Here is a 16,337-nt window from a genome sequence, read left to right on the forward strand (position 1 = left end):
ACGAGTCCACAGATTGAGCAAGAGGTCCGTCCACCGGTTAAATGGAAATTTCCTCGACGAGAGAGGCAATTTCGGCCGAATCCACCCATGAAACTAAAGCGACACTGACATGTCGCTGAGCATATTCTTTGGTGTCCGATAATGCAAACTTATTGGACATAGAAAGGAGCCGCAGGGTGGGGCAGTTTCTACACTATATGGTAGGCAAAAGCGCCGCCGTGCGATAGTCTTGTGGCATGACCTATCAGTCCGCCACCATCTCAAACAACCAGAGCACCCTACCGCAGCTACCCGGTTGGGTCACCTCCGGTCGTGTCGAAACCCTTGAAACTGTGGCCTTTCGGTCCGGGGCGGCGCTCACGGTGCTTGACCAGCTGATCGGTGATCCCAGGCATGGCGTGCCTGGCAAGCTGCTGGCCAACCGGTTGGCGCTGACCGCGGCCACGGCGACCTCAAAACTCGAGGGTCGCTTGGCCAAAGAGGCGGATATCCGCGACGCCTATCACCTGACGCCGCTGGGCGAGGCGCGCGGTCCTGACGGTGATCTGCTGGCGCACTGGCGCGAGGCCGCTCGGTCGAAACTGACCGGGCGCGATTGGCACGCGGGGCTCGTTGGGCCGGAGTTTGAAATGGACGTCGACGGTTGGCTGCAATCAGCAGCGAACCATAGTCAGTCCCAGGGACCTCTGACGGGGTGTGTTGCGGTGATGCGCTTCGTTCTGCGGGCGGATGACCGAGCTGAGCGGGTGGCGTGTCTGATGTCAGATATCGTGCTAGCGCGGTTTATGAACTGGTCATCTGTCTTACCGATCTCGGCTCAGCATCTCACCAAAGCCATGCTGCGCGACCTGGCTGCAGAGGGGCAGGGGACAGAGCTGGCGGTTCAACAGCGCCTTCTTCGGTCCGTCGAAGACACGACCCGATTGGCGCGTGACCTTGCACGCCGCGCCGAGGCCCTTCGTACTGTTGCGCCAAAACTGCGGGCCAAAGGATCGGACCCAGCCGTCGCACTATTCCTGTCTGAGGATGCCGTGGCGCCCTCGACGATGCTGTCCCCAATGATCCAAGGGACGAGTTTCCCGATGACCGACCGGGCGGCACGACGGTTCTGCGATCGGCTTGTCGAACTGGGCGTGGCGCGGGAATTAACCGGGCGGCCGACCTTCCGGCTCTATGGGATAGCTCTATGACGGCCGCGACGAAGAAACGGAAACCAGCGGATCAAGGCGAAGTCGTATTTGACCGGGAGCTTGCTGATCTGCCCCAAGAGCTGCGCTGGCGCGAGTGGATGGGGCGGATCGAGGCGGTGCTCTTCGCCAGTGCCACACCGGTGGGCCGCGATGATCTTGCCCGCGTGGTGGGGCAGGGGGCCTCGGTCGAGATACTGATCGATGACATTCAGACGGAGTTGGCCGGCCGACCCTATGAATTGGCGCAAGTGGCGGGCGGTTGGATGTTCCGAACCCGCACCCAGTTCGCCGATGCGATCAAAGCCGCCGCTGATCTTGGGGACCAGTCTTTGGCCTTCACCGAGATCGAGATGGGGGTGCTCTGTGCCATTGCCTACCATCAGCCGATCGACCGGGCGGGTCTCAAGGACATCTTCGGCAAGGAGGTGAGCCGCGATCTGCTCGCCCGGCTGCGGTACAAGGATCTGATTGCGTCGGGACCGCGCGCACCACGGGCGGGTGCACCACATACTTTTGTAACCACTGCGACGTTTCTGACGACGTTTGGTCTGCATTCTTTGCGGGATTTGCCGGAGTTGGAACTGAGTGACGCTTTATGAGTAGTGATCGTCTAAGTATCGAGGCTATCTTTGTTCCCGGTTTTGGGGAACCTGTTCACGCTGAAACGTATTTGCAGGCGTTGTCGGAGACCGAATGGACCGAACTGCGTGCCGAAGCGACTCGTTCAAGGCGAAGTGGTAATCCGGTTCTCTTGTGCGGTGACTGCCGTGGCTCAGTCTATGGACGTGAGTCAACGGCTGGGCGACGTCATTGCTATCATTTTGGCACGGACGTCAAAGATTGCCGATGGGCGACTGCTAACGCGGCAAATTTTCGTTCAATCGACGCCTCAAAGTTTAAGGGAAATCAAGAAGGCGAACGCCATAAAGCCCTCAAAGCGATGATCTGTGAAATTCTTTCATTTGATGTTGATGCGGCTGACGCGGGCATCATTCCGGAGCGTTATACGAAGGGAACCGATGGGGAGTATGCCTTTCCGGATGTATTTGCTTCATCATGGCAGGGGGGCGAAGCAGCTTTTGAAATTCAGCTGGCAACGACACAATTGCCAACCATCACCCGTCGCGAAGATTTTTATGTGCAAAACGAAATCCGGCTGTGTTGGGTCGTCTCCGGCGATGTCGGTCAGCTAGACCGCCGGGCATTTAAGGACATCTATTTTCGCAACGATGGACAAATTCTCTCCGTTGATGCTGAAGTGCTTACAGCAGCCAAGGCAGCTGGCGCACCTCGATTTAGGCTGATGAGATTATTGCCCGGTGCCGTCCATGACGGCTTCACTCCTATTTGGCGGGAGCGGATTGTTGCTCCAGATGACATCGATTGGGGTCGACAGGGTGATCGACCCAAGTCAGTTAGAGGCAGCTATGACAATTATCTCGACAGCCTGATTGAGCGCGACGAGGAACTCAAGCGGTCTCGCGAACATATATATGCTGCTCTAACCGAATGTGATCATGAACAGGTTGGCCGTCTTTGGGATGAAATCGTTGCGATTGTCGGCGGCGCGCCCTGGAGTGCGCTCGGAGACCCCTATGACACAGTACGTTCTTTTGGCGTGCTGGCGACTGTGCGCCGAAACGAGATTACCGTTCAAACAAAGATCGATCTTGCCAATCTGCCCCACCTCGTGAATTCGTTATTGTTGGAACCTAAAGGGCGTCGTATCTGGTCGAATGCGTTCAAGACACTAGCGGCGGCACATAAATTAGAACTCCTAAAAGCACCGTCAGTAGCTAAAAAGCTTGAACGTAATCTTGCAGGTTTGCACGGTCAATCTACCATCGAGAATATGGCTGGCCGCGCTTTCGACGTCCTTTTTCCAGAAGGAGCGTTTCAGCGTCTGCGTCTTACCGAACCCTGACTTTTGTCTGATCTGAGTTCCGCTGCTTGCCGTGCGGACCTAGCCGTCCAAAATCAGTGACAGACGCCAGTGATCGAACTACTCGGGAATCTTTGACCGATCCATTCTCGACGGCCGCGGGAGGATAATCACCTTCTCAATCCCTTCCAGGCCTTCTAGACCTTGTGAGAGCGTTGCATACTCTTCGGTCTGCCTGCAGTCATCCCAAATGAACGCGATGAGCTTGTCATAGCCGGTCCGATTGCCAAGATAGAGTGAGCGATCTGCGGCAATCTCCTGCGTAATCTTGCGGCACTCTGCAGATCCGGCGCGGCGCATGAATTTGACTTCGATGATTGTTCGAAGCGAGGGTATGCCAAGATCATAGCGCGGAGTGGTGTGCCCTACCTTAGGAAGCGACTGCTCATCAACTAAGTCTCTGAAGACGGGCCGCAGCAGCGTCCAAAGGAGATTTTGAACGTGATACTCGTGGTCAACTTCCCATTGTTGTGGTACGACACTTTTTACGCGCGTTTTAGTTTCATAAGTCCAATGCGACATGGCATCCCGAACTTCGTCGAGCAGAGTGATTAATTCCGGCAAGCCGGCACCATGGATTGGCAGTCTTGAAAGCGCGCCCATGCAAGAGTCAAAAATGGCTCGACCGGCAGCGCGCTTTGGTTGCGTTTTCTCACCGATTAATCCCACAGCACTCGCCCAGGAAAGCTGCATTTCATCGGGATCAGTTTCAACACTTAGCGCCGTTTTCACCGCCACTCTGCACAGCGCATCTGGAATGGTTGCCCAGTCAACAATGCCCAATACAGCCTGTGCGGCTTTGACAAGCCCGTGCTCCCAGTCGCTGCGCGGCACGGCCGTCGCTGATTTTTCCAATAGATCGACAATCCAATCTCGCTCAAGCAGTGGAACATCAGCACGCTCAATGCCCAACGACACGCCAAGTAATGCAAAACCATCGATCTCAAATCTTGGGACCCGCCCCTCTGCAAAGAAGGTTCGGCCAGACAAATGCTGAAATCCCTGCCTGAATCGGTCAAAGTCGTCTTCTGTCGCCATGTGTGCTACGATCGCATAGCCTAGACATGCCACCATCGGATACGCGGCAACTTCATCAGTTTGGTCGCCATCAACATTCACCAAAGAGGCCAGCCTCTTGCGATCTTGCGCTATCATGAAGGCGCAGAATCCTGCGACATGGTTTGGCAAGCGGCCGTACTCATCCTCAGTGATATGAAGTTCGGATTTGACCTCGGATAAGTGCATCACAGAAACCAAGGAGTTCTGCCGATGTCACGGAACTTCACGGCATCATCATCCCAACTTTCAATTTGCTTTAGCCCAGTCAACCGCTCGGCGATCAAGTCTGAATACTTGATCGTAATCGGGAATGGCTCGGGAGACATGATCCGCCAGGAGTGCGCAGTAAAATCAAACGCTTGCCTTGCCAAATAGGTCATGTCTCGAAATGTGGAGTTGCGATGGAGCTTAAGAAGGCAAGCCCTGGGCATCCCGTCGGTCACTTGTTTAAGTTCCGATGCACCCGCAAACACAACGAGCGACTCGTAGTTCCCGAGTTTGAGATGCATCCCCCTTGAAGGACCTAGAATACCTTTCTTTTGTTGTGCCCAGGAAGGCTGGCCTTGTTGGTTCATATCAAAAATCACAAAGGGATTGGTCGGAGCGACGTGGACAAAGGCATATGTCACATTGTCCAGATCGAGGCCTTCAACGGCAGCTTTGATTGCCTCCGCTTCGACGTCCTTTGCCGGTTTGAACATGTGAAAGATCAGACGAACCCGGTCCGTATTCTTCCAGTTGTCTTGGTCTCGAACCCGCACAATTGTCCGTTTAAGTGTATCCGTGAGAGCGGAGGCATACTCATCAAAGGGAACCACATTTGTGCGTTCACTCAAGTGATAACCGCCATCACTTGAAAAGACCGTTGTGATACCGACCTGGCGCGTCCCACCACCGATTCTGCTATTCGTCGCGACATGTGACCCCACACCGATCACAAGTTCATGACCTACGGTTTGTTCGGCTCCCAAGAGCCACGGACGGCCCCCGAGCTTTGCATAGGATGCCAGGCTCATCTGGTTCATTGTAAAGACTAGTCCTGATGGCGGCTGTTGCATGGTCTCCAATCGGAAGCTCTGAACTGCAACATGGTTCTTCAGTAACGCAGCTTTCGTCCCAAAGTATGGGTTTTGGTTGCCGGGGAGGGTTTTGAAATCTTCCTCAACCTGAACCAGTGCCAGATCCCACTGGATTCCGGTGTCAGCGGCATGCTCAAGTGCGTTGGTACACGCCTTTTCGTAACTCTCAAGCGTCGGCGACAAGGACGTAAAGGTCTGAACGTTTGCTTTTTCGAGTTGGAACCGACGTAGAAATCCATCCCCATAGCGCGCTTGCTCTCGCCCACGCCGCCCGGTTTTCACGTCAGGCATGCCTTCGAGGAATTTGGCAACGAAAGTCTCAACCTGTCCCTCATATCGGTCTTGGCAAATGACGGCGATGTTGAGCCCCTTTGGCGTGAAGGTCCTTTGGTCGTAAGGTCCGTTAGCCTTAATTCCACGCTCATTCCAATCATCCGTGCGCGTCCCTGACGGATCAAACACAAGCGAAGGCTTCTTGATCATTTCGCGAGTGGGGAATGAAGGAGACTTTGAATCAAGTAACTGGGCAATCTCGAATTTTACCCCGGGAACGGCTTCTAAAGAGCTGTCCCGCAAAAATCCCAATGTCTCTTCGATCGTCTTGAGCCGCCCCGGGCCTGCATGAATTTGGCTTGCTGCGAGGTTTGCCTCCTTCAAAACCCGATCTGCATCGTTGCCAAGAAGACCGCGTACACACCAGTCAAAGTCAGCTTTGCTCCCGGACAGGCGGGCTTTATTGGCCTCGACTGTTTCATAGCCTTCGCGATGATCTTCTAGCACCAACTGCCCATCGGAAATTGAGGCTACGCGCCCGACAATTTGGGGCCGCAATGTCAGTCGTGGGTCATTAGGTGGATGATCGATGAGTACATACCGGCCGAGCGGAGAAAGCCCGGCTTCAATCAGCTGGTCGCATGTGGCGAGAAGAAGGTTCCGAACCCTCGCATCGCACAAAAGTCCAAATTGTGGTTTGCTGTCGGATCCAAAAATAGTTCTTGGCGTGAATTCCAACAAAGAGCGCTTCTGAACCCAAGCAGGCAGGCCATCGTGACCAATGAAGTTTCTCTGTGGGCTCCCGAGGACTTCGACTGGGTAATCGCGTGCAATTTCACGCTTTCCTGAAAAGGCTCTCACAATGGCGGCATTCATCAAAGACGGCCAGTGCCAATGCGTTTCCTTGAGGTCGACCTCCATCACTTTATCGCTGAGCGGCTCGGCATCTGGCACGACAGGAATGTCAATGATGGTATCGTCTTGCCGGTCTGTTCGGAAAACATGTGTTTCGGCGAACTCCTTACGAAGATCGTGCAGTATGTCTTTTTCAAACGGGCGAAAGCCTACCCGGACGATCGTTTCCCCAGTGATTCCGATCGGCGCAAAATTAAGTTTGAGATTATTTCCGCTCATTTACCTTCAAATTCTTTTTTGTGATTTTAGCGACTAGCCTGTAATTATTAGAAGTAATGGTGTTTGGGTGGATGTTCTATACCCGCAGATCTGCCTTAGTGCTGTGGAGTACCTTGGTCTCCGATCATATGGGGCGATGAACGTTGGGTTATGTGGTTTACGCAGATGATGGGAAACATCTGGGGTCGCCAACGTTGCCAAGTATTTTCCTTTCTTCTACGCATTTTTGATGAGACTAGGACGCTTGGGAGCATTCTCATAGCCAAAATTTTGAAAAAAGTGAAATTTATTGGTAATAGGCCGTGTTTTGGGGCATTCTCTGAAAAACTCTACTCATCGGATTTCAAGGACTTGCATAAATAATGGCAAAAGGCCAACAAAACGAGAAGAAGTTAAAACCCTTACTGCAAGATCTGCCTGCGGGCTATCTCGTTGATGCTGGATGGCTTGTTGCGCGTAAAATCGATCGCAAATCTATCTTCAACTACGAACGTCAGGGCTGGCTGGAGAAGGTCATACGCGGAGTTTACCGCCGTCCCAGCAACGACGTTTTCAGCGCTGACGGCACCGAAGACTGGAGGCGAACGGTGCTGTCGATCCAACATCTAATGGATTGGTCCTGTCATGTGGGAGGAAAGACCGCATTAGATTTAGCAGGCTTTGAACACTACGTCAGTTTTGAAGGTGTCCGCTCTGTGCACCTCTATGGATCGACGCCGAAATGGTTGAAGCGCTTACCAACATCTGAGCTCTATCAGCTGCACACAAATTCACTCTTTCAAAGTGAGGACCTCGGGCTATCCGGTCTCGGTGAGCACGGTAAACCCAGTGCCACAGAAGAACCACTACCACGTACCCTGATTCAGTCAAAGCCTGAACGGGCAATATTGGAGTGGCTCAATGAGCTGCCTGATAGAACAACATTTCATTCAGTTGATATGGTCTTTGAGGGATTGGCGACACTCCGCCCCAAATTACTAACGCAGCTCCTGAAAGACTGTCGAAGTGTGAAGGTCAAGCGCCTCTTTTTTGTCTTTGCCGACAGGCACAATCATGCTTGGCGTAAACACATCCACACAGATGATTTCGATCTTGGCGCCGGTCCGAGAGCGCTTGTCGAGGGGGGCAAATTGCACCCGCAATATCGCATCTATGTACCAAAAGAATTCGTTCTCACAGATACTGAAATGGACACCGATGGCCCGTGAACCTTATGCAGCACAGGTCGCTCTGCTCGTGCGTCTTTTGCCAGTCATCTATGAAAAAAAAGATGTGTTTGCCTTGAAAGGCGGGACAGCTATCAATCTCTTTTACCGTGATCTGCCACGCCTCTCGGTGGACATTGATCTGACCTATTTGCCGGTGCAAGAGCGCCAAGCATCACTGACACAGATCGACGAAACACTAACATCCATCATGGAAGACATAAACAAAGTGTCTGGCCTAACAGCCAAGCGAATTGCAGGAGGTGGCGGAGGAGCGACCCGCATTTCTGCTGACGATGGCAGAACACGTGTCAAAATTGAAACTTCGCCGGTCACCCGCGGTATCGTTGGCGGCACTCAAACAATGGCCGTTTGTGACCTCGTTGCCGAAGAGTTTGGATTTGCAGAAACAGAAGTCGTGTCATTCGAAGACCTCTATGGTGGCAAGATCCATGCAGCTCTGGACCGGCAACACCCGCGTGATCTGTTTGATATTGCCGAACTCTATGAAAACGAGGGGCTGACAGACGCACTTCTTCGCACCTTCATGGTCTATCTCGCGAGTTCTCCGCGACCCCCACACGAACTGCTTGATCCAAATCACATCGACATGAAAGATGCCTACAAAGATGAATTTGTCGGCATGACTAGGCGATCTGTTGAACTCGACGAGCTTCATGCCGTGCGAAGCCATCTGATCAAAGACATTCAAAGCAGGTTAGGCGGGCCAATAGCAGAATTCCTAGTCGGTCTTCAGGCAGGCAAACCGGACTTTGCATTATTAGGGCTTTCAGCAGCGTCTGAACTTCCAGCGGTTCGTTGGAAATTGCTCAATCTGAATCGCCTCATCGAAAAAGACCCAGAAAAGCACGACCAGCAAACTGGCCAGCTCGAGAAACTTTTGATTTGAGTAAGGCCACTCCATGAACACACCGGACGCGACTGCACAAGACACAACAAGTGCCCATACTGCCTTGGATGGCTACTGGTACCAACTCAAAGTCTCAATTCTGTTTGCTCTAGACTTACTGGCTCATAAGCAGTTGACCGACCAAATTGTTTTGGAGCCCATCAGCGAGGAGGATCTCGAAGCTGACATCCAAGATGAACCAGGTGCGTTGGCCCAGACTATGCCACTCAAGACGCGACAGCTGGTTGTGCAATGCAAGTTACGCAGCACTGGGCCATGGAAAATCAAGGATATTGCAACTCTTTTGGCGCATGGAACGAAACGCAAATCTGCCAAAGACCGATTGAAGAACCCGAATGTAAACTACCTTCTTGTTACCTCGGCAGATCTTGAAGGGGTTGCCCGAAATTTGGCAGTCAGCGGAGCACGGCAATGGCAGCGCTTAAGACCGATGCCCGCCACACTGTCTAAAGACTTGCCTGAAAAAGCCGATGGCCGCGTGGCGGTCTGGAACAGATTAGACACAGAGACGGTAGAATATCGGATCAAGGATATTCTCACTGATCGATTCAGGGTTCCTGCCAGTAAGATCGCTGATTGTGTGGCCAAACTGGAGGAAGGAGCTTTGGCGCGCATGAGAGGTGCCGGTGCCGGCGTTTGGACGCGCGATGATGTCATCCGGATAATCATGGATCATGAAGGCTATGACGGTGTATCCAAAGACCTCTTGGCATTCGTTCCCCCAACAAATTGGAATGAGCTTCAGGACCAGCTGAATAATATGAGCGCCCTTGTCCTAACAGGTCCCTCTGGCACTGGGAAAACAACGACGGCAAAAGCACTCATTGCAAAGCTTCGAGACGACAACCCGCATATGAGGCACGCCAAGATTAGCGGAGGTCCAGAATCCATTCGTGCAGACACGACACCAGGATCCGTCATCTACGAGATTGAAGATCCTTGGGGGAAATACCGGGCAGAACCAACGGCGCTGCCGTGGAACGACGAAATAAACGCGATTTTGAATTCAGCGACCGCTGACCGGAGATTTGTCATTACAAGTCGGTCAGATGTGCTTGTTGCTGCTGAACCGAAAGCTTTGAACAAACGATATACAGCTGAGTTGTCGCATGGCCATTATCGTGAGGCCGATCGTGGCACATTGTTTGACAACAGGTTGATAGCGCTGCCCCGCAGCGAACAAGTTTCTGCACTGAAGTACAAAGACACTGTCATTAAGCAGCTTCTTCTTCCACTTGAAATCGAACGATTTTTTGGAACAGCTGCTCTTGGCCCCAATGAGGAAGATGACGAAAACGAAGCGACATTCATGCACCGTTGCATCGATCAGGCCAAACAGGAGTTCATCGAAACGTCTCTGATCTTGGGCATCAAAGGCCGTGGTGATTGGGAGCAAGCTGCTGTAATTTGGGCGCTCTTAAAAGCGCGCAAGCGCATTACGTTTGGCGCGCTTGAGGACTTGGAGCCAGAACTCTACGACAGACTACCGGCGCTTGAGGATAAACTTTTGCCGTTGGTAGGGTTTCTAGTTGCAGGCGGTAATTTCAAACAAGATGTAACGGAGATCAGTTGCGCACACCCGCGTGTGGAAGCAGGGCTGGAAGCAGCCATTCTTGAGAAACCGAGTAAAGCGTCGCGCATCCTTGGGCATCTCATAGAGGCACTGATCGATCTTGATAACGTCACTGGCACCGACTGGGGTCTTGAAACGGTGGTCCAAATACGTGCGTTTACGGCTGGTATGGAAAAGCTCAGATTGCGGATAACTTCTGCTTCCCAACAGAAAATCGATACATGGCTAACTTCGAGATTAGGCGCTTTAGAATCCACTTTCCGCGATGATATCGCACTTGCAGTCAAGGCAGGCTCCCAGAAATGTGCGGTAGCTGAATTGGCGAGATGGCTGGACGACAGCCCGGTTGATCGAAAATGGTTCAATATGAGTTCCTGGAAAGAACCAGAGCGATCTCAGGAGTGGTACAATTGGATTTCAACCGAACCACACACACACGCTATTTGTGCCGCTTTCATCGAGCGAATTATAGGGTTCAGGAATGGCTCCTTTAGCGGTGATTTTCACACCGCTATCACGCGGCTTTCACCAAATCTCACACCCGCATTCAGAGCCGGTCTGATCGCGATCATCGGGCATGGATACAATCCAAATGCGGAGACACTGATTGACGGTGCGATCGTCGACATCAGCGGATTTGAGGCCGTAGTGCTGGAAGCAGCAAAATGTAGTGACATGTCAATCAACTCACATGATCGCAAATTCTGGCTTGCGATGCACAATCGCGATTATGACGATCACGCGATTGAGCACTATTGGGAGTCGGCTGGCGAAGATGGTCATACCGCTGGCGAAGTTCTAAAGGCCTACGTAAATGCTCGCCGTGCAAGTGGCGATTGGTTGTCCTTGGCCAACCATCCTAGGTGCGCCTCATTTGTATGGGAGTGGATTAACTGTGCGAGCCGCGACGAGAGCGATGCTACAGAAGCAGAGCTCACAGCGATAAGCAACGTGGCCCTAAAACACCGCCACGAAGATCAATTTTGGAACCTTGCAGATAAGCAATTCAAAAAATCACTTTCCGGCCAATTGGAAGTTCGATTGCGTAAAGGCTCTGAAGATCGAGACGTCCGAACAAGTGCCGTACGAGTGGCGCTCAACCATATGCCTCGACTCATTGACGAACTTTTGTCGCCATCGTCCGGACTTTCTGTGGAACGCAGGCTTGAAATTTCACTAGACATTGAAGCGGCCCTTGAATTTGACGAAATACCTGTCCCTAAACAGCGGACACTCATCAAAAAGATAACATCTCAGTGTACGCCTGACGTTTCATCGGCAATCCGCCAGCTTGTCGGATTTGATGATTCAGAACTGTCACCTAACGCAAAAAGAGTGCTTCAATCCGTAGATGAATCTGCTCGTATCGATCTGAATCTGGCAGTCTCCAAGGCCCTGTCTAGCAACGGAGATGAAATATCTTCGCGGCTTCGTAGTATCCTAACGACCACTTATGGCGTCTCCGACGAGAATATTGAACTTGTCGGCCAGGCGATGGAGCTGGCAGTTCAGTTGAATGATCAATCATTGATTTCCATTGGATTGGGGCATGAGTTTGCGCGTTGTCGTGTGGCGGCAATGAACGCGGTTTTTTTGGCCTCATCTTCACCACTTCCGCAAAGCCTTCTGGAAATGAGACGAGATGACAGCAGTCTGGTCCGGAAGCGCCTTGTGGAGATGCTTGAGGAAACACCCCATGGTGACCATTCTGACGTTTTGATCAAACTGACATTTGATACATGGTCGCCTGATCAACACCATCATGGGTACACGGTTAACTATCCTATCGCAGACAAAGCGGCCGACCTCATTCTCGAACAACCCGATCTCACGGACGATCAATACCAAGAGGTGATCAGTTCGCTCAAGAAAACTGACAACAATGACGTTCGACTAACTTTGCTGCAAGCTATGGTACGGCACGGCTCTCCAGCCCGTCGTGACAAAATCGTCAAAATCGCTGTTGGCGAGGGGCTCCCCACTTTTCAAAGCCTTTCGGCAAAAGCGCTTTTTTTCGAACGCAATCATCTAGAAGCCAGACAAATTGACCTCATCGAAAACGAAAGTATTGCAGCTGTCAGCCCAACAGTTGCGTGTTGGCTAGTTCTCCTTTTGATTGAAAACGCCAGCGATACGCGAATTTTGCAACTTGCAACTGGCCTTGCGACAAACTCCGACCGTGCTGTTCTTCTAGCGGTGATGTTCTTCGTGACCGTTGGTTCCGAGCAAGAGTCTGTAAACCAAGGCGTGGGCAAATTGCTCGGCAAGGGGGTTATCACGTTGCTGCACGACACACACCAAACCCGAAATCCTGATCAGCTCGATTACTTGGATGAACTCGGTTCGGTACAAATGGTCGAAACAGTAAAGAGCCTCTTTCGTATGATTTTGAAGTGATGATCGCTCATAGACTTCTTCCAACAGCCGCAGAAAACTGAGGTCTCAATGTTTGCCTATGTCGATGAAACCGGAAACTCCGGCCGCAATATCTTCGATCAGAACGAGTACTTCGGGCTCGGTACATTATTATCTGTCACTGACATCGCGCCAGTAGTCAGCTCTGTATTGAACCCGTTCCTGATTGAGAAAGGGGTGGATCGATTTCATGCGAACCAGTGGCCAGAAACAACTGTGGCTGAGATCGGCGAACAAGTTGTCGCTGCTCTAGATCACGAAGGGCCCTGGGTCTTCAACATAGCCAAAATCCACAAACCCTATATGGCTCCGACAAAGTTCGTCGATGTCATTTTTGATGCCGGGGAAAATAGGGCGGTTCCGGGTGAATGGTATTGGGACGAGCTCAATCGACATGTTTTGTGCCTCACAATCGATCAGGCGATGTCACAGGACACAGCGAAGCTTTTCTGGTCTGCGTTCCTGAAGGATGATTTCAACAAGATTATCGATGCCGCCGATCTGATCGAAGCAGAGTTGAAGAACATAGAGCTCGCGAGTGCGGTATCTCAGGTCATTCAGGTGGCGTTCCAGTTCGCCCGAGAACATCCAAAAGAGTTCACCCTATTAAACTCGCAGACAAGAAAGGCTTATCAAGCCAGTTCGCCCAACGTTGTCGCATTCACTCAGCTATTCCAAGCAATCCATGATTTTGCAGAGAAAGAAAAAAGCCCTCCGGAGCGACTAATTCATGACAAGTAGGATGAATTTAGGACGACGCTTTCGCGCACATATGCCCATTTTGGTAGCGTTATCTGGGAAGACGCGCCTGATGGAAGTTCTTCCGACATCTCCCTCGCTGACTATCCCCTTGCAGAATTCGAGATGCCTGCCTCGCAAGATAACGCCGGACTTCAGGCGACAGACTTGCTTCTTTGGGTAACGCAAAGGTCAGCCAAATCTCGCCCGCTGGCAGGGCTAAAAAAGCTACTCTCTGAAAGAACTGAAGACTTCAATATTTCAAGACGAATGTCGCAGCTGATTGTACATATGCACTTGCTGCGACACGAGCGACAGCGCTCTTAAGATCTGTCTTGGTTAAGTTGAATAGGGGAATGCGGAATGAACAACGCCGATACATCATCACCTCAGCGAGAAAAAAAAGATGCATATTTTGTGGTGAACCTCCGAACGCCAAGAACAAGGAGCATGTCATACCGAAGTGGCTAATCTCGCTCACAGGAAATCTAAAACGACAGTGGCACCTCGGGGTTGAGACAAGTCATCCCGACAGGAAACCCCGCCGATTTACGGCGGACCAGTTCCAGTTTCCAGCCTGCACAAGCTGCAACGAACGCTATTCCGCATTGGAAGGTCGAACCAAAGGCTATCTTGAACGGCTTTTGGGCGGTTACAATTTGACGGCCGCCGAATGGGACGATCTACTTGATTGGTTCGATAAGGTCCGGATTGGCCTTTGGCTTGGTCACATGATGCTAAACAAAGACTGGCCGGCTCCGCCGCCAAATTTTTACATTGACCAGCGTATTGGTACGAAGGACCGCTGCGTTCTGATCTATCCCAACCGACACAATTCCAAAGGTTTGGTCATGAGCGGTGCATCCGATCCTGTCTTTATGCACAAGCCGTCGTCGTTCGTGCTTTCGATCAACGGCCTGATTTTCATGAACATACCGACAGAATTGCTGCTGAGCAAACGCATGGGTTTCCCGTATCCCAAACAGCTCAGATATGAGGACGACAGGGTTTATGTCGAGGATTATGCAGTTGACGCGAAACCGAATATCCCCTTCTTGGACTTTCCTTTCCACCCTCCTCAGCTTGGAGTCTACCAGTCCATCCTTCTTGAATCGGCAATGGCCGACGCAGACTATGAGGCTTTGACCGACTTGGACTTTACTGCAGCCAAGATCATTCCGTCCCAACGCATTAAGACTCAAATCTGTACGTTTGGCCTAGGCGAGGAAAAGTTTCATGAACCAGGCGAAACTGTTGAGAAGAGCGATCTAGCCAAAAACGGCATCTTGTCCCCTCCAGAGTATGTCTCTCAGCTCTTCAGATACCGGCAGAAGGATCTAGACGACGCGATGAAGTTTTTTCCTGATCGGGTAAAATTCTTGATGCACTTAAAAAAATACAATCAAGATGGAATTGAGAAAGCTCAACACCTATGAATTGGGTCATGCGGGGATTTTCTGCGTCATCAAGAACCATACGTGGAAAAGATATCTGATCCCGCGACATGTTAGTTCACCTTTTTGTTCCGAACGTCGGCAAAATGGAAGTTATGGTAAGGTATAGATGTAGAACTGGACTAGGGGCTAAGTTAAGATGACTAGGAAACCTCAAATGTCTGTTTTTGGATCGAAATATCGAACGCTGAGATCTAAAGAAATGTATGATTTACGCTATTTCGCTATGCTGGGGCAGTGCCCGTTGCTCCTTGCGCTCCCATGTCTCAATCAGAAATAGTGCGATAGAACTCGCTGAGTTGAGGGCTAGGCGCGCAATCCGGGGGTCAATCCGCCGAAAGCCTTTCTCACGTCCGTGTGCATCACCGCCGTGTGTGCGTAACGCCCCTATGCCCTTAGCGACCGACGTCAAACCCCCGAGAATCTGGCGCACATCTTGCTCTATTTCGGTAGGTAGGTCAGTGCGCCCCGGGGACAGCCCGAGGGGCTCTTGGACCGCCTTTAATAGCCCGTCGATATCCTTCTTCGATGGCAAAGGTTGTCCCAGTTCCAGCAAGATCGAGCGGCACACTGCCTCAATCAAAGAGCAGGCTGCAGTGACAGCATCTTCGGGATCCTCTTGTATCGAAGGAAGTGCTCGCGCTATCTCTATTTGCACTGTGTCAAAGTCCAACGTTTCAACCTTGTTGATAAAAGGCTCAATAATGGCGCCAGTTGCCTGGCGCTCAGTGAGATGAGCCTTACCACCTACAATTGCTACAGCTAGCCCGTCTGGTTCGAGCGACCGATTGATATGTTCGCGAACTAAGGCGGCTTTTTCAGGTTCGGCCAAATACTCACGAGGATCGCAAACCTTGAGGGTCACCTGCTTTATGCGTTCGTCGCCATCCTCCTGGGATAAAAGCCGCCGCAACGTATCTGTTGTCGCCGGTACGCGGGAACTTGCCCCGATTTGCATATCAATGCCGCAGTCGAGAAAAAACTGTTCGATTTTCGGGCCTGATCGGTAAATGCCAATTGGCGGTGTTGGATCGTTACCGCTGCCGCCAGTGATGGTGTCCACCAATGCTTTGATGACATATGGCGAAAATGCGCTGCTCATTCAGTTGTTCTCTCAAATAGTTCACTACGACTTTAACAGCATGCGCGACATTGGGACAGGCGCAGCGAATTCATAATTCGTCCCCTTGACCAAGTTGCGATAAGCGCCAGTTATCGTAACCGGAAACCTAACACTGGAAGCTTGCTCAGCCGGTAACGATAATGGGACCCACTATCCTACTCAGAAGCACCAATTCGTATCTTGCAAATCGGAACGTGTCCTTTGTTTACGGTGATTGCTAT

11 protein-coding genes are annotated in these 16,337 nt (G+C 51.6%); 8 read left to right on the top strand and 3 right to left on the bottom strand.

Annotation, left to right across the window (positions count from 1 at the left end):
- The first annotated feature begins 236 nt into the window (after positions 1 to 236).
- The 3 genes from QQL78_RS20525 to QQL78_RS20535 are packed head-to-tail and all read left to right on the top strand — an operon-like array spanning position 237 to position 3,114.
- Positions 237 to 1,190, top strand: coding sequence for a DUF1403 family protein (locus QQL78_RS20525; protein WP_284376656.1), 954 nt, complete (start codon positions 237 to 239; stop codon positions 1,188 to 1,190).
- The gene (gene scpB, locus QQL78_RS20530) at positions 1,187 to 1,789 is read left to right on the top strand and encodes an SMC-Scp complex subunit ScpB (protein WP_284376658.1); all 603 of its coding nucleotides are present in this window, start codon (positions 1,187 to 1,189) and stop codon (positions 1,787 to 1,789) included. Before QQL78_RS20525 ends, scpB begins: the two co-directional genes overlap by 4 nt.
- Positions 1,786 to 3,114 (top strand): DUF6035 family protein, encoded by a 1,329-nt coding sequence (locus QQL78_RS20535; RefSeq protein WP_284376659.1) that lies wholly within the window; start codon positions 1,786 to 1,788, stop codon positions 3,112 to 3,114. The genes scpB and QQL78_RS20535 overlap by 4 nt, the downstream gene beginning before the upstream one ends.
- A 78-nt stretch (positions 3,115 to 3,192) precedes the next feature.
- On the opposite strand, the gene QQL78_RS20540 is transcribed toward QQL78_RS20535, so the two are convergent.
- Positions 3,193 to 4,377, bottom strand: a complete 1,185-nt coding sequence (locus QQL78_RS20540) for a PD-(D/E)XK nuclease domain-containing protein (RefSeq protein WP_284376660.1) — start codon at positions 4,375 to 4,377, stop codon at positions 3,193 to 3,195.
- The gene (locus QQL78_RS20545) at positions 4,377 to 6,677 is read right to left on the bottom strand and encodes an argonaute/piwi family protein (protein ID WP_284376661.1); all 2,301 of its coding nucleotides are present in this window, start codon (positions 6,675 to 6,677) and stop codon (positions 4,377 to 4,379) included. The genes QQL78_RS20540 and QQL78_RS20545 overlap by 1 nt, the downstream gene beginning before the upstream one ends.
- 362 nt (positions 6,678 to 7,039) lie before the next feature.
- Here QQL78_RS20545 and QQL78_RS20550 point away from each other — a divergent pair, with 362 nt between their 5' ends.
- The 5 genes from QQL78_RS20550 to QQL78_RS20570 all read left to right on the top strand — a co-directional run bounded on the left by QQL78_RS20550 (position 7,040) and on the right by QQL78_RS20570 (position 14,975).
- Entirely contained in the window at positions 7,040 to 7,885 is an 846-nt protein-coding gene (locus QQL78_RS20550; protein ID WP_284376663.1) for a type IV toxin-antitoxin system AbiEi family antitoxin domain-containing protein, read from the top strand.
- Positions 7,875 to 8,792: a nucleotidyl transferase AbiEii/AbiGii toxin family protein gene (locus tag QQL78_RS20555; RefSeq protein ID WP_284376664.1), complete on the top strand. Its 918-nt coding sequence runs from the start codon at positions 7,875 to 7,877 to the stop codon at positions 8,790 to 8,792. Before QQL78_RS20550 ends, QQL78_RS20555 begins: the two co-directional genes overlap by 11 nt.
- A gap of 13 nt (positions 8,793 to 8,805) precedes the next feature.
- The gene (locus QQL78_RS20560) at positions 8,806 to 12,783 is read left to right on the top strand and encodes an nSTAND3 domain-containing NTPase (RefSeq protein WP_284376666.1); all 3,978 of its coding nucleotides are present in this window, start codon (positions 8,806 to 8,808) and stop codon (positions 12,781 to 12,783) included.
- Positions 12,784 to 12,831: 48 nt separating this feature from the next.
- A complete protein-coding gene (locus QQL78_RS20565) occupies positions 12,832 to 13,542 on the top strand; it encodes a hypothetical protein (RefSeq protein WP_284376668.1) in 711 nt (236 codons plus the stop codon).
- 353 nt (positions 13,543 to 13,895) lie between these two features.
- Positions 13,896 to 14,975, top strand: a complete 1,080-nt coding sequence (locus QQL78_RS20570; protein ID WP_284376669.1) for a hypothetical protein — start codon at positions 13,896 to 13,898, stop codon at positions 14,973 to 14,975.
- Positions 14,976 to 15,204: 229 nt separating this feature from the next.
- Here QQL78_RS20570 and QQL78_RS20575 read toward each other — a convergent pair whose 3' ends face one another.
- Entirely contained in the window at positions 15,205 to 16,095 is an 891-nt protein-coding gene (locus QQL78_RS20575) for an abortive infection family protein (protein WP_284376670.1), read from the bottom strand.
- Between the last annotated feature and the right edge of the window lie 242 nt (positions 16,096 to 16,337).

This window comes from Sulfitobacter pacificus (genome assembly GCF_030159975.1).
GTDB lineage: Bacteria > Pseudomonadota > Alphaproteobacteria > Rhodobacterales > Rhodobacteraceae > Sulfitobacter > Sulfitobacter pacificus.

Excerpts from the sequence above, each read along its gene's own strand:
- QQL78_RS20525 (WP_284376656.1), top strand. The coding sequence starts at position 237 with ATGACCTATCAGTCCGCCACCATCTCAAACAACCAGAGCACCCTACCG.
- scpB (WP_284376658.1), top strand. The coding sequence starts at position 1,187 with ATGACGGCCGCGACGAAGAAACGGAAACCAGCGGATCAAGGCGAAGTC.
- QQL78_RS20535 (WP_284376659.1), top strand. The coding sequence starts at position 1,786 with ATGAGTAGTGATCGTCTAAGTATCGAGGCTATCTTTGTTCCCGGTTTT.
- QQL78_RS20540 (WP_284376660.1), bottom strand. The coding sequence starts at position 4,377 with ATGCACTTATCCGAGGTCAAATCCGAACTTCATATCACTGAGGATGAG.
- QQL78_RS20545 (WP_284376661.1), bottom strand. The coding sequence starts at position 6,677 with ATGAGCGGAAATAATCTCAAACTTAATTTTGCGCCGATCGGAATCACT.
- QQL78_RS20550 (WP_284376663.1), top strand. The coding sequence starts at position 7,040 with ATGGCAAAAGGCCAACAAAACGAGAAGAAGTTAAAACCCTTACTGCAA.
- QQL78_RS20555 (WP_284376664.1), top strand. The coding sequence starts at position 7,875 with ATGGCCCGTGAACCTTATGCAGCACAGGTCGCTCTGCTCGTGCGTCTT.
- QQL78_RS20560 (WP_284376666.1), top strand. The coding sequence starts at position 8,806 with ATGAACACACCGGACGCGACTGCACAAGACACAACAAGTGCCCATACT.
- QQL78_RS20565 (WP_284376668.1), top strand. The coding sequence starts at position 12,832 with ATGTTTGCCTATGTCGATGAAACCGGAAACTCCGGCCGCAATATCTTC.
- QQL78_RS20570 (WP_284376669.1), top strand. The coding sequence starts at position 13,896 with ATGCGGAATGAACAACGCCGATACATCATCACCTCAGCGAGAAAAAAA.
- QQL78_RS20575 (WP_284376670.1), bottom strand. The coding sequence starts at position 16,095 with ATGAGCAGCGCATTTTCGCCATATGTCATCAAAGCATTGGTGGACACC.